Below are 26,564 nucleotides of genomic sequence, written 5' to 3'. Positions count from 1 at the left end.
ATATGTTAAACAGATTGACGACCGCAGATTGCCGCCTGCGACCGGGCGCGCGGGTGGACATTGCCGGATCGCCCGCGATGTCGGTCAAGCCTCGTCGGCCGCCTGTGGCTCGGGCGTGCCCTTGATCCATTCGCGCGCCTTCTGCATCACCGCGTAGAGCACCGGCACCAGCACCACGCCGATCACCGTCGCCGCCAGCATGCCGCCGAACACGGCAACGCCGATCGCCTTCTGGCTGGAGGCCCCTGCCCCGTTCGCGGCCAGAAGCGGCACCACACCCAGAAGGAAGGACAGCGCTGTCATCATCACCGCGCGGAACCGCTGGCTGGCGGCCTCGGCGGCGGCCTCGATGATCGACAGGCCCGCCGCGCGCTGCTCCATCGCGAATTCGACGATCAGGATCGCGTTTTTGGCCGCCAGACCTATGAGCATGATCATCCCGATCTGCGTATAGAGGTTGATGTCGCTGCCCACCACGGCCACCGCCGCCACCGCGCCAAAGAGCGCCACCGTCACCGACAGCAGGATCGCCACCGGCATCGACCAGCTTTCATACTGCCCCACCAGGAACAGATATCCGAACAGCACCGCAAGCCCCAGGATCACCACCACGATCCCGCCGCTGGCCAGCTGCTGCTGGGCGCTGCCGGTCCATTCGAACTGATAGCCGGGCGGCAGAGCGGTTCGGGCGACCTCGGTGATCGCATTGATCGCGTCGCCCGAACTCAGCCCCGGCGCGGGCACCGCCGTCACGGTCGCCGACCGGAACAGGTTGTGCCGTTTCAGCAGAACGGGGCCCAGGATGTTTTCCACGTCGATCAGCGTGCCCAGCGGCACCATGTCGCCGTTCGCCGAACGGACGTAGAGGTTAGAGATGTCCTCGACCTGATCGCGGTAGCTGCCCTCGGCCTGGATCATCACGCGATAGACCCGGCCGAACAGGTTGAAATCGTTGACGTAGAACGATCCAAGTTGCGCTTGGAGGGTCTGGAACACCTCGGCCACCTGCACCTGCAACAGCTTGGCCTTTTCCCGGTCGAGATCGACGAAGACCTTGGGCACGTTGGCGCGGAAGGTGGTGTAGGCGTGGCTGATCTCGGGGCGCTGGTTGACCGCGTAGATCAGCGACCCCACCGCGGCGGACAGATCCTGCGGACTGCCGCCGGCGGTCTGCTGCACCTCCATCTCGACGCCCGCCGACACGCCAAGGCCCTGGATCGGCGGCGGGTTGAAGGCCACGATCGACGCGGCCACCTCGCCATTGGCGATCTCCAGCAGCCGGCCCAGGATCGCGTCGGCGCCGAGCGATTCATCCTGCCGGTCATCCCAGTTGTCGAGGTTCACGATGATCATCGCTCCGTTGGGGCTCAGTCCGTTCAGGATCGAGAACCCGTTGACCAGCACGGTGTTCGCCACGCCGTCGATGGCGCGGATCTGCTCGTTCACGCGGGCGGTTACCGCCTCGGTCCGGCTCAGCGTCGCCGCATCGGGCAGCTGCACGTCCACGAACAGATAGCCGTTGTCCTCGAGCGGAATGAAGCCCTTGGAGGTGGCGTTGAAGATCGACCCGCCGGCCAGCATCAGCGCGGCGATGATCGCCAGCCCCAGCAGCGGCACCCGCAACAGCCGCCGCACGATGCCGACGTAACCGCTGCGCATGCCGCCGATGAAGCCCTCGAACATCGCGATCAGCCCCTTGGGCGGACCCGAACGCGGTTTCAGCACGAGAGCGCACAGCGCCGGCGACAAGGTCAGCGCGTTGACCGACGAGATCAGCACCGCGGTCGAAATCGTCACCGCGAATTGCGAAAACAGCCGCCCCGTCATGCCCGGCATGAAGGTCACCGGCACGAACACTGCCAGCAGAACCAGCGTGGTCGCGATCACCGGCCCGGTGATCTGGCCCATCGCCTTGCGCGTGGCCTCGGGCGGACTCAGCCCTTCTTCGGCGATGATGCGTTCCACGTTCTCGACCACCACGATCGCGTCATCCACCACGATGCCGATCGCCAGCACCAGCGCGAACAGCGACACGGTGTTCAGCGACATGCCGAACATCAGCAGAAAGGCGAAGGTGCCGATCAGCGACACCGGAATCGCCACCGCCGGAATGATCGTGGCGCGCACGCTGCCCAGGAACAGGAACACCACCGAGACCACCAGAACAAAGGTCATCATCAGCGTGGGGATCACGTCACTCATCGACTGTTCCACGAAATCCGTGGAATCGAAGGGCACCGCATATTCCACGTCGTTGGGGAAGGCGGCCGAGAGGCGCTCCAGCTCGGCCCGCACCGCCTCGGACACCGCCAGCGCATTGGCGCCCGGCGCCTGATAGGCCCCGATCACCGCCGCCGGCTGTCCATCGAACCAGCCCGAGGCCGCATAGAACTGCGAGCCCAGCTCGACCTTGGCGATGTCCTTCAGCCGAACCACCGCTCCGGCCTCGCCGGTGCGGATGACGATGTTCTCGAACTCTTCGGGCGTATCCAGCCGCCCCTTGGCCTTGACCGTGTATTGAAAGGTCTGGTCCTCGGGCAGCGGCGGGGCGCCGACCTGACCGGCGGAAACCTCGGCATTCTGGTCGCGGATCGCGCCGATCACGTCCGAAGGCGCCAGACCCAGCGCCGCCATCCTGTCGGGATCCATCCAGACCCGCATCGCGTATTTCAGATCCGTCAGCACATCGGCCTTGCCCACGCCAGCCACTCGCGCCAGCGCGTCGCGAATGTTGATCGAGGCATAGTTGGCCAGGAACACGTCGTCATAGGTGCCCCCCGGCGAGGTCAACGTCACCACCAGCAGCATGTTGGTGGATGCCTTCTGCGTGACCACGCCCGAGGCCGTCACCTCGGTCGGCAGGGTCGCCATCGCCTGCGCCACGCGGTTCTGCACGTTGACCGAGGCGATGTCGGGATCGGTGCCCACCTCGAAGGTGACGTTCAGCGAATAGCCGCCATTGTCGGAGGAGGTGGAGGTCATGTAGAGCATGTCGTCCACCCCGTTCACCTGCGCCTCGATCGGCGCGGCGACGGCGTTCTCGACGGTTTCCGAGCTTGCCCCGGTATAGTTGGCCGAAACGTTGACCACCGGCGGGCTGATGTCCGGGAACTGCGCCACGGGCAGCGCGACATAGCCGATCGCGCCCATCACTGTCAGCACCAGCGAGATCACGAGCGCAAGTTTCGGACGATTGATGAAGATCGTGGAAAACATGCGCTCAGTTCCCGCCGTCCGCCGCGACCTTGGACACCGGCACGCCGGGGCGCACGCGCTGCAGACCTTCGACGATCACCTCGTCGCCGGGGTTCAGCCCCTCTTCCACGATGATCTCGGTCTCGACCGCGCGGCCGGTCTTGACATAGCGCTGTTCGACCATCTGCTGGTCGTTCACCACCAGCACGAACGGCCCCTGCTGGTCGCGCTGCAGCGCCGCCTGCGGGATCAGCAGCTTCTGTTCGGGCTCAAAGGCCAGGATCCGCACGGTGACAAAGGCACCGTCCACCAGCAATCTGCTGTCATTGGGAAACTGCGCCCGGACGGCGATCGCGCCGGTGCGCGGGTCGATGCGGTTCTCCACGAAATCCACCTGCCCGGTTTCGTCCAGATCCGACCCGTTGGGCAGGGTCACACGAACCTCCGGGGACCGGTCCGAACGCGCCAGCGTCTCCGGCGTTTCGCCCAGATGTTCCAGCACGGTGATGAACTGCTTTTCGCTCAGCGAAAAGGCGACGTGAACGGGACGTTCCCGCACCAGCGTCACCAGCGGCCCCGTCGTCGGCCCGACCACTTCGCCCTCGCTGACGTTGATCCGGCCGATGCGCCCCGAAAACGGCGCGTGAATTTCGGTATAGCTCAGGTCCAGCTCGGCCTGCCGAATGGCCGCCTCGGCGGACTTGATCGCCGCCTCGGCCACCAGTTCGTTGGCGCGCGCCACGTCCACCTCGGATTGTGGCGTGGACCCGCGCGCGAGCAGCTCAAGTTTTCACGCCAGTTCAACCTTTGCCAGTTCCAGATTGGCCCTGGCGCGATCCAGATCGGCCCGGCGCGCGGCCAGCGTGGCCTCGTAAAGATCCGGCTCGATCCTGAACAGCAGATCGCCCTTTTCGACCTCGGCCCCGTCCTCGACCAGCCGTTCCTTCAGGAACCCCTGCACGCGGGCGACTATGTCCACCTTGTCGATCGCCTCGACCCGGCCGATGAAGCTGGCTTCGTCGGTGATGTCCTCGACATGGGCGGCCGAGACCACCACCTTGGGGGGCGCGGCATCCTGCGCCAACGCTGGCGATGACAAAACCGCCGCCAATCCCAAAAGCACCTGTCCGAAAATCGACAATGGCGTTCGAACGCCGCCTTCCTTGAAAAGCACCTGCAGCAACTCCCGAATGGCTGAGGAAAACGACGCAACGAATAACTACATCATTGTCCGATCACGCAGAAAAAACAAACCAAAACCCTTGATCCCGGAACGCCGCCGCCCAGACGCTGTTCCTTCATCGCCGGGACTGCCTCTCGTTTCGCTTCTTTCTGGTCCGGAAATACCCCGGGGGAGTCCGCGCTCGCGCGGACGGGGGCAGCGCCCCCTTGCCCGCCCCGTTCAGTCCGCCGCCAGCTGCGTCGCAAACAGTCGCCCGAATTGCGGCAGGCAATCCCCGACTCCCGCCAGCCGCAGCATGTGCCAGCCGAGCGCCAGGTTGCTGGCGATCACCGGCACGCCGGTCGCGGCCTCGATTCGCGGGATCACCGGCAGACAGCGCAGGTTGGTGCAGGCGATCACGACGGCCTCAGCGCCCGCCGCCACCTGCCGCGCGCCACGGTCGATCGACGCCGGCGCGATCCGCGCCACCACGCGATCGTCACCTTCCTCGAACGACCCGAAGTCCGCGATTTCGAACCCCGCATCCGCCAGCCTGTCCCGCATCTGCGCCGACACCTGCGGCACATAGGGCGTGAGAAACCCCAGCCGCCGCACTCCCAGCGCCTGTCCGGCGGCGATGATCGCAGCCAGCGGATCGGTGACCCGCACCCGTGAAAAAACCTCCTGGATGGCCCGCGCCACCGCATCCGACCCGATCACCGTCGCCGCAGAGGTGCAGCCATAGCCGATCACGTCGAAGGCCGGCGCAGACGGCAACAGCCGCGCCGCGGCCGGCAGATCCGCCTCCATCCGCGCCAGGGTGTCGGGGCGCACCTCGGGCGCCATCGGGATCCGGCTGTGGTAAAGCGCCACGCCATCGAGCGCCATCATGCGGGCGAATTCGGGCTCCAGCGTTTCGTCGGTTTCCAGAACGATCACGCCCAGGGTGGCGCGGGTGCCGATGCCGGCATCGGTGTCAAAGGGCAGTTTCATGCGATCACCGGCAGCTCGGGCGCGGCGCGCGCGGTCAGCAACTGCGGGCCGTCGGCGCGCACCACGATGTTTTCCTCGTGCACCATGATCCGCCCGTCGCCATAGGACAGCGAAGGCTCCAGCGTCAGCACCATGCCCTCTTCGATCACCGTTTCGTCAAAGGCGGCGATCGACGGCCATTCGGTCAGCTGCATCCCCAGCCCGTGACCGAACCGGCCCACATCTCCGCCGCCGGGGTCCATCTCGGACGTCACCGCGCGCATCGCCTCGAACAGTTCGCGGCAGGTGGCGCCGGGACGGGCGGCCTCGATCCCCGCTTCGGTGGCGCGCCACAGCACGTCATGGACTCTCCGCGACAGTTCGTCGGCGCGGCCGATGGCAAAATTGCGGTCGAAATCGCAGAAATAGCCGTCCCATATGGCGCCGGTGTCCGGCATCAGGATGTCGCCCGCCTGCAGCGGCCGGCGCGAAGGCGGCGAGATCACGTCATGATAGCCGCCCCGATCCGCCCCGCCGACCAGATAGGGCACGTCATCCGCCCCCTGCTCCAGCGCGGCGATGCGGAAGGCGCGGAACAGCTCCTCAAGCGGCTGGCCTTCATGCGCCAGCTCCGGCAATTCGGCGAAGACGCTCGAGCCGATGGCGCAGATATGGGCGATCTTGGCAATTTCGGCTTAGGATTTCACCATGCGCAGCCGGCGGATCAGGTCGGTGCAGTCGGCCACCCTCAACCCCGGCAGCGCCGCCACCAGCCGTTCGAAATCGCCAAGCGGCATCCGCAGGTGGGTTTCGTGCCCTTTGGGGATGCCGATGGCCGCCCCCTGCCCCGCAAGCGGCGCCAGCAGTTCCACCAGCAGCGACACCCCGTCATCGTCCGGCGCAGGCGCGCTCCAGCTGCGAATGTCCCGCACCCATGTCCGGCGCATCAGCGCGGCGCCGATCTCGGGGATCACGGCCACAGGCCTGCCCTCGGCGGGCACGAACAGAAACCACGGCCGCGTCGGGCTTTGCCAGAACAGGGTATGGAAACCGCTGAAATACCGCAGTTCGGCTTCGGTGGTCAGCAACAACCCCGCGAGCCCCTGTTCGGCCATCATCGCCTGCGCGCGTGCCATTCGGGCAGCAAACTCGGCCTCGGCAAAGCCGCGTGGGGGCGCCTCAGGCGGCATCTTCGCCCTCCATGATCGCGGCGAAGATGTCCGGGTCGGTCACGCCCTCGGATCCGATCAGCAGCACGCGAGACGCCGCATCCAGCCCGAGCGCAACGGACAGCGCCTTCGATTTGCGCGCCGCGATCAGCGCGGCCAATCCGGCAACGGCGCTTTCGCCGGCACGCACCGCCGGATCGCCCGTCTCGCAACGGGCCAGCAGACGCACCGTGGGCGGGATCAGCGCATCGGGGATGGTGAGAAAGTCGCGCGCCTCTTCGCGCAGGATTTCCCAGGCCATTTCCGACGGCTCGCCGCAGGACAGCCCGGCCATGATGGTTTCTTCCTCGATCGCCACTGCGGTGGGGCGGCCATTGCGCGCGCTTTCGAAAAGGCAGGCGGCGCGGTCCGGTTCGACGATCACCACGCGGGGGCTGTCCGCCCCGTAATGCTGGCGCAACCCGGCCGCGACTGCGGCCGCCAACCCTCCCACCCCGCCTTGCAGAAAGACATGGGTCGGCGGCACCGGCAGCGCGGCGCATATCTCACGCGTCATCACGCCATAGCCCGCCATCACGTCGCGCGGCGGATCGGTGTAGCCTTCCCACGACGTGTCGGAGACCACGAACCAGCCGTTTGCTTCGGCCTCTTCCCGCGCTTGGCGCACCGATGCGTCATAGTCGCCGTCGATGCGGATCACCTCGGCGCCGAGCGCGCGCATCGCGGCGGCGCGGCCTTCGCTCACCTCGGCGTGGATGTAGATCCGGCAGCGCGCGCCGAAGCGCCGACAGCCCCAGGCCAGCGATCGGCCGTGATTGCCGTCGGTGGCCGAGACCAGCGTGATCGCCGCACAGGCATCGCGGTGGCGGCGCTGGCGGATCTCGGCTAGCGGCACCTTGCGCCCCAACTGCCGCGATATCTCCCGAGCCAGCACGCGCAGCGCTGCGTAGGAGCCACCCAGCGCCTTGAAACTGCCCAGACCGAAACGTGGACCTTCGTCCTTGTAGTGGAGCGCCGCCACGCCAATGCATGCCGCAAGTCCCGGCAGGGGCACCAGCGGCGTGGGCGCGTAGCCTTCCCACGCGGTGATCTCGGCCCACGCGGCGGCAAAGTCCCGCGGGCCGATCACGCGCTGCGCGGCGTTGCCCCCAGCCGGTTGCACCTGAACATGCTCAAGCGGCATGGCAAAGGGATTGCTGTCTGGCGCCATTGTTGCTCCTCCCGATGCCGCGAAATCCTGTCTAGCGCGTGGCACCGGCGATGGCGAGTGCGCGGCCGCGCTCACCGGCCGGGCTGTGAAACCGCTCTCGGTCCGAAAAGCGCCGCCAGACGATCGTCGATCACGCCGAACCACTGACGCTCGCCCGTGCGGTTTCCCAGTGCACGCGCTTCTTCCAGCCAGTCGCGTGCCGCGCGCAGGTCGCCCCCGAGCCGCGCGATTTCCGACAGCAACACCAGTTGCACCGTGCGGTGGATGAACACCCCCATCGCGTCATAGGCTTCGATGGCCGCTTCGATCAGGACGCGCCCGGCATCGACATCGCCGCGTTGCGCCACCAATAGCCCCCAAAGCATCTGGCCATAATGCAGCCAGTAGGGAAATCGACGCTCCTTGCCGATCCGGCACAGTGCCTCGGCATGGACGCCAAGCGCATCCTGATCGCCGGAAAGAACCGCCAGCCCCCCCAGCATCGAATGCGCCAGCGCAAGACTGTAGGCATGGTTCATGCTCTGCGCCCGCGCCAACCCGTCGGACACCCGCCGCAGACCCTCCTCGCGGCGGCCCTGCAGCCACATCCCGTAGCCGCCCAGAACCTGCGCGACCACGCAAGGGCAGACTGCATACCGGCCGGCAAGTTCGCTGGTATCGGTGTCGATCGTCTTGCCGATCACCCAATCCAGATGCGCGAGCGCCCGGTCGAAATCGCCCATGATCCAGTGGCTGCTGCCGACGCAGCGATGGGCAAGGATCAGCGCCTCGTCCGCGTCGATCCGTTCGGCAAGATCCAGCATGTCCCGCGCCACGCCCAGCGACCGGTCCAGATGCCCCGCCATCCACCGATAGCCCCACAGCCCGAACAGCGCGTGAAACCGGCTGGGATCGTCGCCCAGTTCCAGGGCGATTTCCTCGGCCCGCTGAAACGCGCGCACGGTGGCCTTTGACGTATAGCCATGCGTTGCGATCAGGGGCGTGCCGATCATGTTCCGGATCTGCAATTCCAGTTCCATCGCGCGGGAGCGGGAAATGCGCGTCTTGCCGGTGACCAGCTTCAATGCGCGTTCGAGATGGACCAGTGCCTCGGTATTGGCCGATCTCCGCACCGCCGCCAGGCCCGCGTCCAGCAGGCATTGCGCCGCCCTTTCGGGTTGTTGCGCGGCCTCGAAATGATGGGCCAGCACTTCGGGCAGAGGCGGGGGCATGTCACCGCCGCCCTGTTCCATCACCTCGACGATGCGGGCGTGGATCGCGCGACGGTCACGGCGCAGCATCAGCTGATAGGCGACATCCTGAATCAGCGCGTGACCAAAGATCAGCCGCTCGGGATCGCTGCGCGCCGGCGACCGGATCATCTGTGCCTCGAACAGTTCCGCAATTGCCCGGTCGAACCGGTCGCGCCCATAGCCGGACACGCGGCGCAGCAGGGTCCGGTCCACCTCGCGCCCGATCGCGGCGGCGACCTGTGCCAGCTGTTTGGCTGTCGGCAGCGCATCCAGCCGCGCGGCCAGCGAATCCACCAGGCTTTCCGGCACCTCCCAATTCTGCGGCACCTCCGCGCCCGCCTGACCCTCGGACGAAGACTCGAGCCGCCGCACCACGGATTTGGTGAGCTCTTCGGCAAAGAGCGGCAACCCTTCGCTGCGCCGGATGATGGTCTGCCGGGCTCCGTCGGGCACCGCCGCGGGGCGGGCGGCATTGTCGATCAGTTCGCCCAACGCCCCGGCCGCCAGCGCCGCCAGTTCGAGATGCGTGTCGAACCTGTCATGTGGCGGCGGTTCGCGCTCCGCCCGAAAGGTTACCAGCATCATGATCCGCGCCCGCGCCAGCCGGTGCTGACAAAGCCGAAGCAGCGAGAGGGTGGTCGGATCCGCCCAGTGGCAATCCTCGACCCAGAGCAGAACGGGCGTGTGTCGCGCCACCGCCTCGGCGTGATCGACCAGCAAGAGCAGCGTTTCCTCGAGTTTCTGGCGAGGGCTCATGTCCAGCGGCGCGACCGTCCCGGCCAGGTCGATCGACAGAAGCGACGCCGCCAGCGCCCGGTTGCACGGATCGTCCATGCCCGCCCGATCCAGCCATGCGGCCAGCGCCTCGGCTCGGTTGGCGCATCCCTGCGTCACGAGGTCGTCCATATGCTGGCTCAGCCGGCTTATGACCGGAAAGAGCGGCGTGCCCATGTGATGGGGCGAGCACTGAAGGGTGACCAGAGCCTTCGGTTCGGATCGCACACCGTCCAGAAACGCCCGCGACACGCGCGACTTGCCGATCCCCGCGGGCCCCGAAACCAGAACCGACCGCCCGCGCCCGGCAACCGTTTCGCGCCAGATACCGATCAGCCTGTCCACCTCGGCCTGCCGACCCACAAGCGGGGTGAGGGTGCCGTTGTTGCGGATATCGAACCGGGTTCTCGACGGGTTCTCGCGCCGGACACGATACAGTTTCATCGGCCCTTCGACCCCTTTCAGCCAGCGCGGCTCGAGCTGATCATAGTCGAACCGGTCCCCGGCCAGCCCGCGCGTGCGGTCGCCGGTCAGGATCTCGCCGGGGGCGGCCTGCACCTGGATTCGCTGGGCGACATTCGGGGCGTTGCCCATCAACTCCTCGACCGACACCCCGTCCGCGCCGGGGGCGGTCACGACCACGGTGCCGGTATGGATGCCGATGCGCGCCCTGACCGGGATCCGTTCGCCGGTATCGGTTTCGAACGGTGTTCGCGAGATCGTCTCAAGGCAGTCCAGCGACGCAAGGACCGCCCGTTCGGCATCGTCCTCGTGCGCATGCGGGTAACCGAAACAGGCCAGAACCCCGTCGCCGAGGATCTTCGCCACATGCCCGTCGAACCGTTCGACCGCACCGGTCACCGACAGGGTGAAGTGCTGGACGAGGTCCGCGAAATCCTCTGGATCCAGCCGCACCGAAAGTTCGGTCGAACCGACGAGGTCGCAGAAAATGACGGTCAACCGCCGGCGCTCGCCAGGATGGGGGGTGGTTTTCACCCGCCCGGCCGCCGGCCTTTCCGCCAGCGTGGCCGCAGCGGCGACCATTCGGCGGCGGGCCACCAGCGGCAGTCCGAGTTCCCTGAAGTCGTTTGACGTCAGCAGCGGAAGGCTTGAAAGATCCACGCCGCCGGTTTCCAGCAATTCCGCGTAGCGGCCAAGATCGTGTTGGTTCAGAAACGCTGTCAGGTCGTTGTATTGCCGTGACATGGCGACAACCCTCCCCTCGGGTATTTCATCATGCTAGGCGATCGGCGGTCGCAGAGTCCACTGCAAGCGGCCGATCGCCGCTTTTTTTGAGCGATCACTCTGCCGCTGCGCGAGACGGTCGCGCGGCGATACCCGGATATGGCAAGGTTTCGCGATCAGAGGTGCCGTCTGCCTCTTCGCGGGCACAGGCAAAGGACAGCGCCCGGGCCGTCCGGTGGCGGATCAGACAGGCACCGATATCCGGCCACGCACCGTAGCGCTTCATCAAGTCGCTCCAGTTGCCCGCCCCATGCGCCCGCGCCAGTTCCCGTTCCGCGCGGCGCAGATCCGCCGGCGTGGGGCGCAGATGCGCCCGCCGCGCCCGTGCCACCGCCATGCGGAAGGCGGCGAACCGCAACGCCAGCGCTCCTAGTTCGAAAGTCAGGCTTTCAGGGCAGCGCAGCGACGCCGCCGCCGGACGGTCTTCGGACCCGACAAGCAGGTCGAACCGGCCGGTGATCCACAACCACTTCAAGAAATCCGGCCACAGCGCCTTGATGTCGCCACAGGGATAGGGTTCGGCGCCACGTTCGCGTGTCCTGCCCAGTTGCCCGAGCCCGGCCCGTGCATCCTTTCGCGGCGCCGCGCATACCGTCCCCCAACGCAACCGCCGCGCAACCAGACGGCAACATCCGAGCGCGTCCGATTTCTTCGCGACCTGACGCTTCAGGAAGGCAAGCTGCCCGGTCGACAGTTCGACGCCGGCCGCGCGCGCGATCCCGGCCCAGGTCCGGTCGGGGAAGGCCATGCCCTCGGCCGCGATCACGAGCGCCTGCGCTTCGGCCTGCCCCAGCACATCGCACCGGACGGCACGGCGCGCGCCCAGGCGGATGCCGACCAGCGGCTCGCTCAGCGCAGGCCAGGGCCGATCGGGCAGGAAACTGACGGCGACCTCGTCCTCGCTGGAAATCGCGCGGCAGCGGAACAGCCGGTAGATCGCCCCGTGGCCTATCGCACCGGCGGGCGCGCAATCAGCGGCCCGCAGCGCCCCCATGCTCGCCGCGCCAAAGATCGCGGCGCCGTCCTCGATCACATCGACCACCTCGCGGGGCGAAATGGCCAGCGTATTGGCGAAAACCCCGTCCAGCACCACGAAGACCGAAAAACCCAGGATCCGGTAGCGATAGAGATCGCCGCGCCGCGCCGGCGGAACGATCAGAGCCTGCGGCAGGATCGCGCGGATCGGCTCGACCGGGCAGGAGGGGCCGACAAAAACGACGGTCTGAAGCGCCTTTCCGGTCATGGTCACACCAGATGCCGCATGCAGCGCCAGCCGACGCGGGCGCGGTCCACGACGAACACCGACAGATCCGGCACCCGCACCCGCACCACGGGCAGGCCAATGGCCGGATCCGTCATGTCGGCCACGATCGCCTGATCCACCCCGACCTCCCGCAGACGCCGCAGGATCGCATCCACGTCCTCGGCGATGCTGTCCGACGGCTGCACCGGCGGTCCGCGCCCGAAAGACTGCTCATCCGGCCCTGGATCGGGCGCCGGTCGCAGGGGAGAGCGCCGTTCGATCAGGTTGAATGAATCCCGGGCGCTCTGGATCGTGCCGATGCGGGCTTGGTGCGCCTCGGTCAGGGCGCGGTTCACCGCGTGTTCCATCACCGGATCACATCCCCAGCCGCCGAAGGTCATGCAAACCACCCCCGCCGCCGAAGGATAGGCGGCGTCGGCAATCGTGCATTCGACGACCGGAACGCGGATGTCGGTAGAGATCTCCGTCAGCGCGATCGAAACACCGCCCTCCGACAGCCGACCGAGGTAATCCGCGCAGCCGGGCGGCAGGGTCTGCGACGCGATGGCCCTCCGCGCGGGCGGATCCCGGTCGTCCCCGCCGTAGATGTCGAAGAACAGGTGCTGGCTGACCGCGTCGCGCTCGATCACTTCCAGAAGCGCATGGAGGATCGCTTCGCCCCGGGTCGCGCCGGAGGCCAGCCCGTTCGTATCCACCTGGGTCAGCAGCCCCTCTTTCGGCGGGCTGCGGCACAGATCGGCGGGAATCCAGATCTCGCGGCCCTCGATCATCTCCCAGGCCTGCACCCAGGCGATGGAGACATCCGGGCGATAGCGCGAATCCGGCGGCAGATCGAAGCGTTCGGGATCCGCGCAGTGTTCACCAATGCGCAACAATTCAACCCGCGAACATCGCCGGAACGGTGCGTGAACGCGCTCGGCCGACACACGCTCGACCCCTTCCATGATGGCGCTGATGCGCGCGGCCTGCGGCGTTAGCCCCTTGCCCATGTGGGTCGTCAGATCCCGGGCCAGCGGCGTCGTTGCCGCAAAGACCGGCAGGTCGGAGCCGATCAGGCGCGAAATCTCCGACACGCGCGTGATCGGCACCCGGTCCAGCACCGCGTCGGCGCGTGCTTCCATCACCTCGACCGGCAGGGTGCGGTTGGTCCCGCGACGGCATTTGTCGAACGCCTCGCCGCGGGTCAGCGGGCAATTCTTCAGATACACGGGTCTGACTGCGGTCAGAGCCCCATCGCCACGACGTGGTTGTTCTTGTCGTGGACGAACAGATGCGCATGCGCCTTGTTGGCAAGCTCGATCAGCATGTCCATCTGCTCTTTGGTCAGTTCGTCGATCGCCGTCTTGACGTGATCGCCCAGATGCCCCGGATCGGTTTCCGGTATGGCGTTGCCCTCGGCCAGATACCGTAAATTCACCGCAAGGTTTTCATAATCGGCCACTTTCCCCTCCCACTCGTCAAAAAGTCAAAAAAGAGATGTGAAAAAATCAATCTCCAAGTAATGTTAACCTATCAGAAACAATCCATCGAGTCCACGAAAGGCCCTGTCGGCCGCTCGAAGGACGCCGGATGGCGGCTGGGAAGATTTCGCCGGCCACGGCGCACCCATGGCCCGTTGCCGGGTCGCCCCGGCGCGCGTTGCAAGGAGGCAAACCATGACCGGACCGGGACCGGGCGCGATCCTGCGCGCCAAGATGACGCTGTGCACCGGGCCCGTGGACGCGGTGTTCACGCGGCTGTGGACACACGAAGACCCCGCAAGGATCGTTCCGGCCTTTCTCGTCATGCTGCACCAGATCATGCGCGCATCCGTTCCGGTGATGGAGGCCGCGATCCGCCGGTGCGAGGAACTGGGCACGGATGACGACCTGATCGGCCCGCTGGCGGACTATTACCGCCACCACCTGGAAGAAGAGCGCAACCATGATGTCTGGGCGCTCGAGGATCTCGAGGCCGCGGGATTCGACCCTGCGGCAGTGCTGGAGCGGATGCCGCCGCCCGCCGTCGCGCGTCTGGCCGGCGCCCAGCGGTATTGGGTCGAGCATTACCATCCCGTCACGCTGCTGGGCTGCATCATGGTGCTGGAATCCTTTCCGCCCACGACCGAAATCATCGACCGCATCCGTGACGACTCGGGCCTGCCCGAGGCGGCGTTCCGCACCTTCCGGTTGCACGGCCGGGTCGATCCTCATCACAGCGCCGAGTTGTTCCGCATGGTGGATTTGCTATCTCTGGGTCCGCGCGAAATCGCCATGATCGGCACCAGCATGATGGCCTGCATGGAATCCCTGACCGACTGCATCGGCTCGCTTCAGCCGGTGGACCCCGGCACCCTGCAGGCGGCCTGAACGCGCGGCCCGCACTCTTGCAGGCATTTCCTGCTGCGATACCATGATTCAGGTCAAGGCGCCCGCGCCGTCCGCCCGCAAGGTTTCGGTGCGCGCGAAACGAGGAGACGGATCATGGCCATCACCGATCACGCAGGATTGCCGCCCGAGGCGCTGCGGCCCACCTGCGACCCGGCCACGCTGGGCTTTGCCTCGACCCGGGAACTGGATGGGGTCGATCAGCTGATCGGCCAGGACCGGGCGATGGATGCGATCCGACTGGCGGCCGGGGTCCGGCACGCCGATTTCAACCTGTTCGTCCAGGGCAGTTCGGGCATGGGCCGCCGCCGGGCGGTGATGGAGCTGCTGCGCGAGCAGGCCGGGCAGCGGCCGACCCCATGCGACTGGGTCTATGTCAACAATTTCGAAGCGCCGCACAAACCCCGGGCGCTGAAACTGGCGCCGGGGCGCGCGCTGGAGTTCAAGTCGGCGATGGAAGAGCTGGTGGACGATCTCGCGATCGAGATCCCGGCCATGTTCGACTCCGAAGATTACCAGGCACAGCGGCGGGCGCTGGAACAGGAATACGGCCAGCGGCAGGAAACCGCGATGGCCGAATTCGCCGAACGCGCCAAGAGCGAAAACGTCGCGGTGATGCGCACGCCGATGGGCTATATGCTGGCACCGATCCGCAACGGCGAGGTGGTCAAGCCCGAGGTCTACGAGAAACTGCCCCAGGCCGAACGCGAAGAGATCGACGCCAAGATCGCGCGCCTGCAAGAAGAGTTGGCAAAGGTTCTGCAGCAGGCCCCCAAGATCGAACGCGAATTGCGCCGCCGGCTGGAAGATCTGCACCGCGGCATGGCCGAACGGGTGGTGCGGGATCAGGTGCAGGAGGTGGCCGCGCTGTTTCCCGATCACGAAGGCATCCAGGCCTATCTGGACGAGGCGCGGCAGGACATGATCGCCAATGCCGCGCTGTTTCTCGAACTGGCCGCCCAAGCGGGACAGAATCCCTTCCCCGAGGCGGTGCGCAAGGCCCATCCCCTGCCCGTCTTTCAGCGCTATGCCGTCAACGTGATGGTCTCGCACCAGGCCGACGGCACCGGCGCGCCGCTCGAGGCCGAGGATCTGCCGACGCTCGACCGGCTCACCGGCCGGATCGAACATGTATCCGAAATGGGCGCGCTGGTTACCAATTTCACGCTGATCAAGCCCGGTGCCCTGCACCGGGCCAATGGCGGCTATCTGGTGCTCGACGCCCGCCGTCTGCTGTCCGAGCCGATGGCCTGGCCCGCGCTGAAACAGTGCCTGCAAAGCGGGTCGATCCCGATCACGTCCATGGCCGAACGGCTCAGCCTGATGTCCACGGTGTCGCTGCAGCCCGACCCGATCCCGCTGGACGTGCGCGTGGTGCTGATCGGCGACCGGATGCTGTATGCGCTGCTGTCCATGCTCGACCCGGACTTCCCCGACCTGTTCAAGCTGCAGGCGGATTTCGAGGACGACATGGAGCAGGACGACGAGTCGCGCCGGCTTTATGCACGGATGATCGCGGCCCGGGCGAAACGGGACGGCACCCGCCCCCTGACCGCCGCGGGCGTGGCGCGCGTCCTGGACGAGGCCGCCCGTGCCGCCGGCAGCAACCGCAAGCTGTCGCTCAGGATCGACATGCTCAGCGACCTGATGCGCGAAGCCGATTTCTATGCCGCGCAGGCCAGCCGCGACGAAATCGGAGTCGAAGAACTGGATCGCGCCGTGGCCGAACGCGAACGGCGCGCCTCGCGGGTGCGCGACCGGCTGCAGGAGGCGGTGGAACGCGGCACGATCCTGATCGACACCGACGGTGCCAAGGTTGGGCAGGTCAACGGGTTGGCCGTGTCGATGCTGGGCGGTTTCGCCTTCGGCCATCCCTCGCGCATCACCGCGCGGGTGCGGATGGGCAGCGGGGAGTTCATCGACATCGAACGCGAAGTCGAACTGGGCGGCCCGCTGCATTCCAAGGGCGTGCTGATCCTCGCGGGCTATCTGACGTCGACCTATGCGCTGGATGTCCCGTTCTCGCTGCGCGCCAGTCTGGTGTTCGAGCAGACCTATTCCGGCGTCGATGGCGACAGCGCCTCCTCGACCGAGCTTTACGCGCTGCTGTCGGCGCTGTCGGGCCTGCCGATCGACCAGGGGCTGGCGGTCACCGGCTCCGTCAACCAGGAAGGCGAGGTGCAGGCGATCGGCGGGGTCAACGAAAAGATCGAAGGCTTTTTCGAAACCTGCCGCCGGCGCGGTCTGACGGGGCGTCAGGGGGTACTGATCCCGCAGTCGAACGTCCAGCACCTGATGCTGAAAACCGAGGTCGTCGAGGCCGTGGTCCGGGGCAAGTTCCGCGTCATCCCGGTTTCCACCATCGACGAGGGCATCGCGCTGCTGACCGGCCGCGAGGCCGGCGCACGGGACCCGGACGGCAATTTCCCACCCGACAGCGTGAACGGGCTGGTCGAGGCCCGGCTGCGTGCCTTTGCCGAAGCACGCAGGGCCTTTGGCAAGACGGACGGCAACGGAGAACAAACGAAATGACCACGAACAGGAAAAGGGTTCTGGTCTGCGCCGCCAGCTGTTCGGACGCCGAAACCGCCCTGACGATCGCCGAACAGCTTGCGCGCCTGTGGGGCATCGACCTGGGCGGCGTGTTCCTGCAGGAATCGGCTGTCCTGGAATCCGCCAGCCTGCCCAGCCAGAGGATCGTCACGGCGACCGGGGCGCTGATGGATCGTCCCGACCCGCAGAGGCTGCGGCACATTCTGGACCGCGAGGCCCGCGCCTTCGAGGCCGCGCTGTCGCGCTTTGCCGAACGCTATTCGCTGCACTGGCGTCTGGAGGCGGGCGGCGGCGGGACATTGCAGACATTGTGGCAGGTGGCGCGCGGCTGGGATCTGTTGCTGATCGGTCAGCGTCTGTCGCGCGCCCCCGCCGGTCCGGTTCTTCTGATCGCGCCCGAGGGAACGGGCAACCCGGAACTGTCCGATCTCGCACAGCGGCTGGCGGAGGGGCTTGGCACGTTTGTCGAGCGGCTGTCTCCGCAAGGGTATACCACGGAGGACCGGCAAGCGCTGCTGGACCGCATCAACCGCACCCGGGCCGCGCTGGTCCTCACGGATGCGGCGCAGGGGTCCTTCCACGACGAACGCGCTCTGCGCGACTTGGTCGAAGCCGCCCGCTGCCCGGTTCTGGTGTCGCAAGCCGGCGTGCAGCAGAACCGCACGACCGAGCCGCGCTGACGGCGTCCCGAAGCCAAAAGCGGCAACGAGGTGTCGAGCGAGGCCTTGGCTGTTTTTCTGGTGACGCGAATCTGACTCGCCCGGCGCTCAGTCGCCAACGCGCTGGCCCGTGGCCCGGTCGAAGACGTGCAATGCCTCGGGCGGGGCGGAAAAGGCCAGTTCCTGCCCGCCGGGGATATCGCGAACGCCTTCCAGGCTTGCCGTCAGATCGGTCCTCGTGCCAGCCAGAACCCCATGCACCAGCGTGTTCGCGCCCAGCTGTTCCAGCACGTCCACCGCCAGCCGGATCGGACCTTGCGAATCGGCCACCAGGTGTTCGGGACGAATGCCCAGCGTCACCGGCCCCGACGCGGCGGTGGTGCTGGCAATCACCGCACCGTTTTCCAGCGTCAGCCGGCCGCCCTCGGCATGGGCTGGCAGAAAGTTCATCGCCGGGCTGCCGATGAAGCCCGCGACAAAGACCGAAGCAGGGCGGGAATAGAGCTCGATGGGGCTGCCGAACTGTTCCACATAGCCCTTGTTCAGCACCATAAGACGGTCGCCCAGCGTCATTGCCTCGACCTGGTCGTGCGTGACATAGATCGACGTGACCCCCAGCCGCTTTTGCAGCTTGCGGATCTCCAGCCGCATCTGCACCCGCAGCTTCGCATCGAGGTTGGAAAGCGGTTCGTCGAACAGGAACACCTTCGGATGGCGCACGATGGCGCGGCCCATGGCGACGCGCTGGCGCTGACCGCCCGAGAGCTGCCGCGGCTTGCGGTCCAGATAGTCGCCGATTTCCAGGATCTCGGCGGCCTCGCGCACGCGGGCCTCGATCTCGGCCTTGGAAAACTTGCGGATCTTCAACCCGTAGGCCATGTTCTCCCGCACCGTCATGTGCGGATAGAGCGCGTAGTTCTGGAACACCATCGCGATGTCGCGCTGCGCGGGCTCCAGGTCGTTCACCACCCGGTCGCCGATATGCACCTGCCCGCCCGTGATGGTCTCCAACCCCGCGATCATGCGCAGCAGCGTGGACTTGCCGCAGCCCGACGGGCCGACGACGACGATGAACTCGCCATCTTCGATCTGCCCGTGCACATGGTGCAGGACTTCGGTGTCGCCATAGGATTTCGTCAGGTTCTCAAGGGTGATCGAAGCCATCATGTGCCCTTATTTCTCGGTCTCGGTCAGCCCTTTGACAAAGAGCTTCTGCATGGTGATGACGACCACGATCGGCGGCAGCATGGCCAAAAGCGCGGTCATCATGATGATGTTCCATTGCGGGGTCTGCTCGGCGGCTTCCAGCATCTGCTTGATCGAGATGACGATGGTGGTCATCGAGGTGTCGGTGGTGATCAGCAGCGGCCACAGATACTGGTTCCAGCCATAGATGAACAGGATCACGAACAGCGCCGCGATGTTGGTGCGCGACAGCGGCACCAGAATGTCCCAGAAGAACCGCAGCGGCCCCGCCCCGTCCACACGGGCGCTTTCCAGCAGCTCGTCGGGGATGGTCAGGAACACCTGCCGGAACATGAAGGTCGCCGTGGCCGAGGCGATGAGCGGCAGCGACAGCCCGACATAGGAATTCAGCATCCCCAGATCAGCGACCACTTCGAAGGTGGGCAGGATCCGCACCTCGACCGGCAGCATCAGGGTGATGAAGATCAGCCAGAAGAACCCCATGCGGAAGGGAAAGCGAAAATAGACGATGGCAAAGGCCGAGATGATCGAGATCGCGATCTTGCCCACCGCGATCATCAGCGCCATCGCAAGGCTGTTCAGCAGCATCCGCCAGACGGGCGCGATCTCGGTGCCCGAAAGCCCCGATCCGAACAGGGTGGCGGTGAAGTTTTCCCAGAAATGCCCGCCGGGCAGAAGCGGCAGCGGCGCCTGGGTCATGCGCACCGCGTCATGGCTCGCCGCCACGAAGGTGATCCAGATCGGCAGCGCCACGATGGCGATGCCGACGATCAGCACCACATGGGTGAGAATGTCGATCCAGCGGCGGTTCTCGACCATCAGTATTGCACCCTCTTCTCGATATAGCGGAACTGCACCACCGTGAGCCCGATCACCAGGATCATCAGGACCACCGACTGCGCCGCCGAACCGCCCAGATCGAGCCCCACGAAGCCGTCATTGAACACCTTGTAGACGAGGATCGTGGTGGCGTTCGCCGGCCCTCCTTGCGTGATCGCGTGGATGATGCCGAAGGTGTCGAAGAAGGCATAGGTCACGTTGATCACCAGCAGAAAAAAGGTGGTGGGCGAAATCAGCGGAAAGATGATGTCGGCAAAGCGGCGGAAGGGGCCGGCGCCGTCGATCGCGGCGGCCTCGATCACCGAGCGCGGGATCGCCTGCATCGCGGCGAGGTAGAACAGGAAATTGTAGGCCACCTGTTTCCACGCGGCGGCCATGATGACCAGCAGCATCGCCTGGTTGCCGTTCAGGTAATGGTTCCACTCGATGCCCATGAATTCCAGGAAATATGGCAAGATCCCCAGCGTGGGGTTGAACATGAACACCCACAGCGCGCCAGCCAGCACCGGCGCCACCGCATAGGGCCAGATCAAGAGCGTGCGATAGGTCGTGGCGGCCCGCGCCACCCGGTCGGCAAAGCCCGCCAGCACCAGCGCAAAGCTCATCGACAGGGCCGCCACGGCGGCGGAAAAGACGATCGTTCGCCCGAAGCTGCCCAGGTAGATCGGATCCTCGGCCAGCGCCACGAAATTCTCGAACCAGACGAACTCGGTCGAAAGCCCGAAGGCGTCCTCCAGCAGGAAGGACTGATAGATCGCCTGCGCGGCAGGCCAGATGAAGAAGACCAGCGTGATCGCCACCTGGGGGGCAACCAGCAGATAGGGCAGAATGCCCGGCGGGAAATGAACGCGTTTCAGCATGATCCGTGGCGATCCGAATGGCGCGGCGCCCGCGACCCCAAGGCCGCGGACGCCGCCATCATTGGCAGAGGCCGGCCCTTACTTGGCGGACCGCTCGAACTTGCGCAACAGCGCATTGCCGCGCGCCACCGCGTCGTCCATCGCCTGGCGGGCGGTCTTCTGCCCGGCCCAGAGCGCCTCCATCTCTTCGTTGATGATGTCGCGGATCTGCACGAAGTTGCCGAACCGCAGCCCGCGCGAATTCGGCGTCGGCTCGTTGAGGCTGAGCTGCTTGATCGCGGTGTCGGTGCCGGGGTTCTTTTCATAGAAGCCCTGGGACTTGGACAGTTCATAGGCCGCGGTCGTGATCGGCACATAGCCGGTTTCCTGGTGCCACCAGGCCTGAACCTCGGGGGTGGACAGATATTTCAGGAACTTGGCCACGCCCTTGTATTCCTCATCCGACTTGCCGGCCAGCACCCAAAGCGTCGCACCGCCGATGATCGAGTTCTGCGGCTTGTCCGCCACGTCGGTGTCAAGCGGCAGCATGGTCTGGCCGAAGTTGAACTTGGCCTGGCTCTTGATGCTGCCGTAATAGGCCGAAGAGTTCATCCACATACCGCATTCGCCGTTGGTGAACATCGGCAGGCTGTCGCCCCGACGGCCGCCATAGACGAAGAGGTTGCCGTCCTGCATGTCGGCCACGGCCTGAAGCCGGTTCACCACCGCGTCGTTGTTGAACACCAGTTCGGTATCCAGCCCGGCAAAGCCGTTTTCCTTGGTCCCGATCGGCAGGTTGTGCCAGGCCGAGTAGTTCTCGATCATCACCCAGGACTGCCAGCCGAAGGAAAAGCCGCATTTCATGCCGTTGTCGACGAGCTTCTGCGCGGCTTCCTTCACCTCGTTCCAAGTGGTCGGCACCTTTGCGCCGGCGGCATCCAGCGCGTCCTTGTTGTACCAAAGAACCGGGGTCGAGCTGTTGAACGGCATCGACAGCAGATGCCCGTCCGAGGTCTGGTAATACGAGATCACCGCCGGGAGATAGTCCGACTTGTCAAAGCTTTCGCCCGCATCCGCCATGAGCTGCTCGACCGGATAGACCGCCCCCTTGGCGGCCATCATCGAGGCGGTGCCGACCTCGAACACCTGCACCAGCGCGGGCTGCTGCTTGGCCCGGAACGCGGCGATCGCGGCGGTCATCGTCTCGGTATAGTTGCCCTTGTAGACGGGCACGACCTTGTAATCCGACTGCGTGGCGTTGAAATCGGCGGCGATCTTGTCCACGCGCTCACCATTGGCGCCGCCCATGGCATGCCACCACTGGATTTCCACCTGCGCAAGCGCGGCCGTCGCGCTGAGCGTCAGCGCCGACGCGCCCGCCGCCAGAGTTTTCCAGAGCATGTCAGTCTCCCCTCTTTCGTTTTGACATCGAACAGACCTTTTCCCTTTGCAACAATGAAAGCAAGAGAAAGTTTTGTGAAAGTTTGATTGCACTTTCATGTCACGGCCGGAACCAGGCCCGAAAGCGTGGAAAGGGCGGCAAGGTTGCGCAATGGGTATTTTCGACCAGAAAGAAGCAGGAGTGCACCATCAAACCGCGGGATCGAACGCCCGGTCGCAGCCGCCATGCGATCCGCCAGCATCCCGGTCGTCCGGAGCTTGGCGTCATGGCTCGAATGGTCTTGTTCCCAAGGTATCGCCCGGCGCATAGTCCGGCAGCGCAGCACGGGATCGCAGGGAACATGCCGAACCACCGCACTTGTCACCGCCAGAATATGAACGCGATCGGGTGTCGCGACGGGCGGCGGATCCGGCCGTCACGGGACGCCGGGGACTGACCACCGATGCCGGCGTTGATGGTGCAGGGGACCGGCTCGAATGTCGGCAAGTCGATGCTGGTGGCGGGGCTGGCGCGGGCGGCACGGCGTCGGGGGCTGTCCGTCGCGCCGTTCAAGCCGCAGAACATGTCGAACAACGCCGCGGTCACTGCCGACGGGGGCGAGATCGGCCGGGCGCAGGCCTTGCAGGCCTTGGCCTGCGGGCTGGAGCCCACGGTGCACATGAACCCGATCTTGCTGAAGCCGGAAACCGACCGGGGGGCGCATGTCGTGGTGCAGGGCCGGCGCCTGGCGACGGTGGCGGCACGGGACTACGGCGGGCTGAAGGCGCAGTTGATGGAGCGCGTTCTGGACAGTTTCGAGCGGCTGTCGTCCGCCCATGACCTGGTGATCGTCGAAGGCGCCGGCAGCCCCGCCGAGGTCAATCTGCGCCCGCGGGACATCGCCAACATGGGCTTTGCGCGGGCGGCGGACGTGCCGGTCGTGCTGGCCGGCGATATCGACCGCGGCGGCGTCATCGCCCAGATCGTCGGCACGCAGGCGGTGATCGACCCGCAGGACGCGGCGATGGTCGTGGGGTTCCTCGTGAACAAGTTTCGCGGCGATCCACGCCTGTTCGATGACGGCTATCGCTTGATCGAACAGCGCACTGGCTGGCGCGGTTTCGGCGTGCTGCCGTGGTTCGACGGCGCTTGGCGCCTGCCGGCCGAAGACGCGCAGGAGATTCGCAGCGGCCCGCGCAAGGGGCGCTTTCACGTCGTCTGTCTGCACCTGTCGCGGATTGCGAATTTCGACGACATGGACCCGCTGTCGCAGGAGCCGGGCGTGTCCGTGACGATGCTTCCCGCGGGCGCGCCGATTCCGGCAGACGCCGATCTGGTCGTCATTCCCGGCACGAAATCCACGCGCGGCGATCTGGCCTGGCTGCGCGCGCAGGGCTGGGACGTGGACCTGCGCGCCCATTGGCGGCGTGGCGGGCGGGTTCTGGGCATTTGCGGGGGCTACCAGATGCTGGGCCGGACCGTGGCCGACCCGCAGGGAGTCGAGGGCGATCCGGGGGAAACCCCCGGTCTTGGTCTTCTGGGCGTGACCACTGTCATGCACCCCGAGAAACGGCTGTCGCGGGTTCGGGCGAGGCATGCTGCATCGGGGCTGGAGCTGGACGGCTACGAGATCCATGTCGGGCGCACCACGGGGGCCGATTGCGCCCGGCCCTTTGCCTTTGTCGATGACCACCCCGAAGGTGCCACGAGCGCCGACGGCCGTGTGACGGGCACCTATCTGCACGGCCTGTTTCGCGATGACGCCTTTCGCCGACACATGCTGGAGCAATGGGGCGCGGAGCCGTCCGGCCTGTCCCATCAAGCCACTGTCGAGGCGACCCTCGACGCCCTGGCCGACCACGTCGAGGCCCATCTCGACGTCGATGGACTGCTAGCAATGGCGCGCTGAGCCCGGCGCGGCAGGTCGGGATCCCGGCACCGGAACCAGCGGCGGCGCGAGCGACCGCAAGCCGGAGCCGAGCGAAGCTCTTGCCAGGCGCCTTCCATGTGTCGCCCGTGCGACAGGGCAGCACGCCCCGTATCGCTAGAGCCGCAGGTCGGCGTCGCCCGCCGGCAGGATGGATTTCAGGTCGAACAGGACATGCACCGGCTTGCCCAGCCGGCGGAACCGGTCCGCGCCGGCGGAGCGGAACGCGTCATGGGCCACGGCCAGGATCACGCCATCGTAGGCCGCCGCCTGCGGCTCGGCCACCAGCTCCAGCCCGTATTCGGCCCGCGCCTCGGTCGGATCGGCCCAGGGGTCGTGCACATTGACGGCGGCGCCGTAGTCGCGCAGCTCGGCCACCACGTCCACCACGCGGGTGTTGCGCAGGTCGGGGCAGTTTTCCTTGAAGGTCAGCCCCAGCACCAGGATGCGCGATCCCTTCACCTCGATTCCGCGCTTCAGCATCGCCTTGACCATCCGCCCCGCCACCCAGGCGCCCATCCCGTCATTGATTCGCCGCCCGGCCAGGATCACCTCGGGGTGATATCCCAGCGCCTCGGCCTTGTGGGTCAGGTAGTAGGGATCCACCCCGATACAGTGCCCGCCGACCAGGCCGGGGCGGAAGGGAAGAAAGTTCCACTTGGTCCCCGCCGCCGCCAGCACCGCCTGAGTGTCGATCCCCATGCGGTTGAAGATGATCGCCAGCTCGTTCATGAGCGCGATGTTCAGATCGCGCTGGGTGTTTTCGATGACCTTCGCTGCCTCGGCCACCCGGATCGAGGGCGCCTTGTGCGTTCCGGCGGCGACGATCGAGGCATAGAGCGCGTCCACCTCGTCCGCCACCTCCGGTGTGGAGCCCGAGGTCACCTTCACGATCGTCGTCAACCGGTGGTCGCGGTCGCCGGGGTTGATGCGTTCGGGGGAATAGCCGCAGAAGAAATCGCGGTTGTAGGTCAGCCCCGAGGCGCGTTCCAGCGCCGGCACGCAGTCTTCCTCGGTGCAGCCGGGATAGACGGTGGATTCGTAGATGACGATGTCGCCGCGCTTGATCACCCGGCCCACCGTTTCCGACGCCGCCAGCAGCGGGCCAAGATCGGGGCGCTTGTGCGCGTCGATCGGGGTCGGCACGGTGACGATGAAGATGCGCGCAGCGCGCAGCGCCTCGGGGTCGTGGGTCAGCGCCAGATGCCGCGCCGCGGCCAGCTCTTCGGGCGCCACCTCGCGGGTGTCGTCGCGGCCCGCGCGCAACTCTTCGATGCGCCGGGGGTCGATGTCGAAACCGATCACCCGCCGGTGCTTGCCGAACTCCACCGCGAGCGGCAGCCCCACATAGCCCAGCCCGATCACGGCGAGAGTCTTGTCCCCGCTCATGTCCGTCACTTGCCGTAATACTCCCTGAACCAGGCCACGAAGCGCGCGATGCCCTCGCGCACATCCGTCTGCGGCCGGTAGCCGGTCAGCCGCATCAGAAGCGACGCATCCGCCCAAGTCGCCGGCACGTCGCCCTTCTGCATTTCCATGTAGTTGCGGATCGCCGGCCGGCCGAGCGCCTCTTCGATCGCATCCACGAAGTCCAGCAGCCGCACCTTGTCGGAATTGCCGATATTCACCACCCGGTAGGGCGCCACCGGCGACAGGCTGTCGCCTTCGGGCACCACGCCGCCCTCGGGCCGCTGCGGAACCGCGTCGATCAGCAGCCGGATGCCGCGCACCAGGTCATCGACATAGGTGAAGTCGCGCCACATCTCGCCGTGATTGTAGATGTCGATGGGGCGGCCCTCGAGGATCGCGTCCACGAACTTGAACAGCGCCATGTCCGGCCGCCCCCAGGGGCCGTAGACCGTGAAGAACCGGAACATGGTGGTCGGCAGGTTCCACAGATGGGCATAGGCATGACCCATGCTCTCGGTCGCCTTCTTGGTGGCGGCGTAGATGGTCAGCTGGGTGTCGGCCTTGTCGGTTTCGCGGAACGGCATCTCTTCGTTGGCGCCGTAAACCGACGAGGTCGAGGCCATCAGCAAATGCTGCACCTGATGCCGGCGCGCGGCCTCCATCACGTTGAAGGTGCCGACAACGTTGGCATCGACATAGGCGCGCGGGTTCTCCAAGCTGTAGCGCACACCGGCCTGCGCGGCGAGGTGGACGATGACGTTCGGTTCAAACGCATCCGCCGCGGCGTCGAAGGCATCGCGGTCCTCCAGCATCGCCTCGGTGGCGGTGAAGTTGGGGTTCTGCAGCAGCATCGCGTGGCGGCGCTGCTTGAGCCGGATGTCGTAGTAATCCGTCATCCCGTCGAACCCGTGGATGCGGAAGCCTTCCTCCAGCAGCAGCCGGGCAAGGTGAAAGCCGATGAACCCGGCCGTACCGGTGACGAGAATGCGGCGGGTGTCGGTGGTCATGGGGTCTCCTTCGGCGTGGACCGAGCCGTTGCGATTGCGGAAGGTCATACGACCGCGCGCCGGATTCCGCCAGAGCGGCATGTCATGTCGAAACCGCAACAGGCACGCCAGCGCCGCCGGGATCGCCGGGATACGGCAAAGACGCGTATCCTG

19 protein-coding genes and 1 pseudogene are annotated in these 26,564 nt (G+C 66.3%); 4 read left to right on the top strand and 16 right to left on the bottom strand.

What is annotated here, in order from left to right; genetic code table 11:
- Nucleotides 1-84: 84 nt before the first annotated feature.
- The 10 genes and pseudogenes from C4S70_RS06755 to C4S70_RS06715 all read right to left on the bottom strand — a co-directional run bounded on the left by C4S70_RS06755 (nucleotide 85) and on the right by C4S70_RS06715 (nucleotide 13,664).
- Entirely contained in the window at nucleotides 85-3,216 is a 3,132-nt protein-coding gene (locus C4S70_RS06755) for an efflux RND transporter permease subunit (protein WP_104007347.1), read from the bottom strand.
- A gap of 4 nt (nucleotides 3,217-3,220) precedes the next feature.
- Nucleotides 3,221-3,976, bottom strand: coding sequence for an efflux RND transporter periplasmic adaptor subunit (locus C4S70_RS19050; protein ID WP_268807774.1), 756 nt, complete (start codon nucleotides 3,974-3,976; stop codon nucleotides 3,221-3,223).
- Between the two features lie 9 nt (nucleotides 3,977-3,985).
- Nucleotides 3,986-4,369, bottom strand: coding sequence for an efflux RND transporter periplasmic adaptor subunit (locus C4S70_RS19045; RefSeq protein WP_235003745.1), 384 nt, complete (start codon nucleotides 4,367-4,369; stop codon nucleotides 3,986-3,988).
- A gap of 228 nt (nucleotides 4,370-4,597) precedes the next feature.
- A complete protein-coding gene (locus C4S70_RS06745) occupies nucleotides 4,598-5,350 on the bottom strand; it encodes a maleate cis-trans isomerase family protein (protein WP_104007346.1) in 753 nt (250 codons plus the stop codon).
- Nucleotides 5,347-6,519: pseudogene (locus tag C4S70_RS06740) on the bottom strand (M24 family metallopeptidase). The gene C4S70_RS06745 and the pseudogene C4S70_RS06740 overlap by 4 nt, the downstream one beginning before the upstream one ends.
- Nucleotides 6,509-7,708 carry a diaminopropionate ammonia-lyase gene (locus C4S70_RS06735; protein ID WP_235003744.1) on the bottom strand — a complete coding sequence of 400 codons (1,200 nt, stop codon included), beginning with the start codon at nucleotides 7,706-7,708 and terminating at the stop codon, nucleotides 6,509-6,511. Before C4S70_RS06735 ends, C4S70_RS06740 begins: the two are co-directional and overlap by 11 nt.
- A gap of 71 nt (nucleotides 7,709-7,779) precedes the next feature.
- Nucleotides 7,780-10,920: an AAA family ATPase gene (locus C4S70_RS06730; protein WP_104007345.1), complete on the bottom strand. Its 3,141-nt coding sequence runs from the start codon at nucleotides 10,918-10,920 to the stop codon at nucleotides 7,780-7,782.
- 94 nt (nucleotides 10,921-11,014) lie between these two features.
- Nucleotides 11,015-12,202, bottom strand: coding sequence for a TfuA-like protein (locus tag C4S70_RS06725; RefSeq protein WP_104007344.1), 1,188 nt, complete (start codon nucleotides 12,200-12,202; stop codon nucleotides 11,015-11,017).
- Nucleotides 12,203-12,204: 2 nt separating this feature from the next.
- Nucleotides 12,205-13,431, bottom strand: a complete 1,227-nt coding sequence (locus C4S70_RS06720) for a YcaO-like family protein (RefSeq protein ID WP_104007343.1) — start codon at nucleotides 13,429-13,431, stop codon at nucleotides 12,205-12,207.
- A 14-nt stretch (nucleotides 13,432-13,445) separates the two neighbouring features.
- Nucleotides 13,446-13,664, bottom strand: a complete 219-nt coding sequence (locus tag C4S70_RS06715) for a hypothetical protein (protein WP_104007342.1) — start codon at nucleotides 13,662-13,664, stop codon at nucleotides 13,446-13,448.
- A gap of 214 nt (nucleotides 13,665-13,878) precedes the next feature.
- On the opposite strand from C4S70_RS06715, the gene C4S70_RS06710 reads away from it, so the two are divergent.
- The 3 genes from C4S70_RS06710 (at nucleotide 13,879) to C4S70_RS06700 (ending at nucleotide 17,822) form a co-directional block, all read left to right on the top strand.
- On the top strand, nucleotides 13,879-14,571 hold the full coding sequence (locus C4S70_RS06710) for an iron-containing redox enzyme family protein (RefSeq protein WP_200822736.1): 693 nt from the start codon (nucleotides 13,879-13,881) through the stop codon (nucleotides 14,569-14,571).
- Nucleotides 14,572-14,685: 114 nt separating this feature from the next.
- Nucleotides 14,686-17,121 carry a Lon protease family protein gene (locus C4S70_RS06705; RefSeq protein ID WP_104007341.1) on the top strand — a complete coding sequence of 812 codons (2,436 nt, stop codon included), beginning with the start codon at nucleotides 14,686-14,688 and terminating at the stop codon, nucleotides 17,119-17,121.
- Nucleotides 17,118-17,822, top strand: coding sequence for a hypothetical protein (locus C4S70_RS06700; RefSeq protein WP_104007340.1), 705 nt, complete (start codon nucleotides 17,118-17,120; stop codon nucleotides 17,820-17,822). The genes C4S70_RS06705 and C4S70_RS06700 overlap by 4 nt, the downstream gene beginning before the upstream one ends.
- Before the next feature lie 87 nt (nucleotides 17,823-17,909).
- On the opposite strand, the gene C4S70_RS06695 is transcribed toward C4S70_RS06700, so the two are convergent.
- From C4S70_RS06695 to ugpB, 4 genes are all read right to left on the bottom strand, one after another.
- Nucleotides 17,910-18,965 (bottom strand): sn-glycerol-3-phosphate import ATP-binding protein UgpC, encoded by a 1,056-nt coding sequence (locus tag C4S70_RS06695; protein WP_104007459.1) that lies wholly within the window; start codon nucleotides 18,963-18,965, stop codon nucleotides 17,910-17,912.
- A gap of 9 nt (nucleotides 18,966-18,974) precedes the next feature.
- Nucleotides 18,975-19,826 carry a sn-glycerol-3-phosphate ABC transporter permease UgpE gene (ugpE, locus tag C4S70_RS06690; RefSeq protein ID WP_104007339.1) on the bottom strand — a complete coding sequence of 284 codons (852 nt, stop codon included), beginning with the start codon at nucleotides 19,824-19,826 and terminating at the stop codon, nucleotides 18,975-18,977.
- Nucleotides 19,826-20,707, bottom strand: a complete 882-nt coding sequence (gene ugpA / locus C4S70_RS06685; protein WP_104007338.1) for a sn-glycerol-3-phosphate ABC transporter permease UgpA — start codon at nucleotides 20,705-20,707, stop codon at nucleotides 19,826-19,828. The genes ugpE and ugpA overlap by 1 nt, the downstream gene beginning before the upstream one ends.
- Before the next feature lie 78 nt (nucleotides 20,708-20,785).
- A complete protein-coding gene (gene ugpB / locus C4S70_RS06680; protein WP_104007337.1) occupies nucleotides 20,786-22,087 on the bottom strand; it encodes a sn-glycerol-3-phosphate ABC transporter substrate-binding protein UgpB in 1,302 nt (433 codons plus the stop codon).
- Between the two features lie 443 nt (nucleotides 22,088-22,530).
- Here ugpB and C4S70_RS06675 point away from each other — a divergent pair, with 443 nt between their 5' ends.
- Complete coding sequence (locus tag C4S70_RS06675) at nucleotides 22,531-23,976, top strand: cobyric acid synthase (protein ID WP_104007336.1); 1,446 nt, start codon at nucleotides 22,531-22,533, stop codon at nucleotides 23,974-23,976.
- A 135-nt stretch (nucleotides 23,977-24,111) separates the two neighbouring features.
- Here C4S70_RS06675 and tviB read toward each other — a convergent pair whose 3' ends face one another.
- Both tviB and C4S70_RS06665 read right to left on the bottom strand, forming a co-directional pair.
- Nucleotides 24,112-25,383 (bottom strand): Vi polysaccharide biosynthesis UDP-N-acetylglucosamine C-6 dehydrogenase TviB, encoded by a 1,272-nt coding sequence (gene tviB / locus C4S70_RS06670; RefSeq protein ID WP_104007335.1) that lies wholly within the window; start codon nucleotides 25,381-25,383, stop codon nucleotides 24,112-24,114.
- Nucleotides 25,384-25,388: 5 nt separating this feature from the next.
- On the bottom strand, nucleotides 25,389-26,411 hold the full coding sequence (locus C4S70_RS06665; protein ID WP_104007458.1) for an NAD-dependent epimerase/dehydratase family protein: 1,023 nt from the start codon (nucleotides 26,409-26,411) through the stop codon (nucleotides 25,389-25,391).
- Nucleotides 26,412-26,564: the final 153 nt, after the last annotated feature.

The sequence above is a fragment of the Jhaorihella thermophila genome, assembly GCF_900108275.1.
In the GTDB taxonomy this organism is placed as follows: domain Bacteria; phylum Pseudomonadota; class Alphaproteobacteria; order Rhodobacterales; family Rhodobacteraceae; genus Jhaorihella; species Jhaorihella thermophila.
Note: the sequence above shows the minus strand (reverse complement) of the source record. Positions and strands in the feature narration are given on the sequence as shown.

Excerpts from the sequence above, each read along its gene's own strand:
- C4S70_RS06755 (WP_104007347.1), bottom strand. The coding sequence starts at position 3,216 with ATGTTTTCCACGATCTTCATCAATCGTCCGAAACTTGCGCTCGTGATC.
- C4S70_RS06745 (WP_104007346.1), bottom strand. The coding sequence starts at position 5,350 with ATGAAACTGCCCTTTGACACCGATGCCGGCATCGGCACCCGCGCCACC.
- C4S70_RS06735 (WP_235003744.1), bottom strand. The coding sequence starts at position 7,708 with ATGGCGCCAGACAGCAATCCCTTTGCCATGCCGCTTGAGCATGTTCAG.
- C4S70_RS06730 (WP_104007345.1), bottom strand. The coding sequence starts at position 10,920 with ATGTCACGGCAATACAACGACCTGACAGCGTTTCTGAACCAACACGAT.
- C4S70_RS06725 (WP_104007344.1), bottom strand. The coding sequence starts at position 12,202 with ATGACCGGAAAGGCGCTTCAGACCGTCGTTTTTGTCGGCCCCTCCTGC.
- C4S70_RS06710 (WP_200822736.1), top strand. The coding sequence starts at position 13,879 with ATGACCGGACCGGGACCGGGCGCGATCCTGCGCGCCAAGATGACGCTG.
- C4S70_RS06705 (WP_104007341.1), top strand. The coding sequence starts at position 14,686 with ATGGCCATCACCGATCACGCAGGATTGCCGCCCGAGGCGCTGCGGCCC.
- C4S70_RS06700 (WP_104007340.1), top strand. The coding sequence starts at position 17,118 with ATGACCACGAACAGGAAAAGGGTTCTGGTCTGCGCCGCCAGCTGTTCG.
- C4S70_RS06695 (WP_104007459.1), bottom strand. The coding sequence starts at position 18,965 with ATGGCTTCGATCACCCTTGAGAACCTGACGAAATCCTATGGCGACACC.
- ugpE (WP_104007339.1), bottom strand. The coding sequence starts at position 19,826 with ATGGTCGAGAACCGCCGCTGGATCGACATTCTCACCCATGTGGTGCTG.
- ugpA (WP_104007338.1), bottom strand. The coding sequence starts at position 20,707 with ATGCTGAAACGCGTTCATTTCCCGCCGGGCATTCTGCCCTATCTGCTG.
- ugpB (WP_104007337.1), bottom strand. The coding sequence starts at position 22,087 with ATGCTCTGGAAAACTCTGGCGGCGGGCGCGTCGGCGCTGACGCTCAGC.
- C4S70_RS06675 (WP_104007336.1), top strand. The coding sequence starts at position 22,531 with ATGCCGGCGTTGATGGTGCAGGGGACCGGCTCGAATGTCGGCAAGTCG.
- tviB (WP_104007335.1), bottom strand. The coding sequence starts at position 25,383 with ATGAGCGGGGACAAGACTCTCGCCGTGATCGGGCTGGGCTATGTGGGG.
- C4S70_RS06665 (WP_104007458.1), bottom strand. The coding sequence starts at position 26,411 with ATGACCACCGACACCCGCCGCATTCTCGTCACCGGTACGGCCGGGTTC.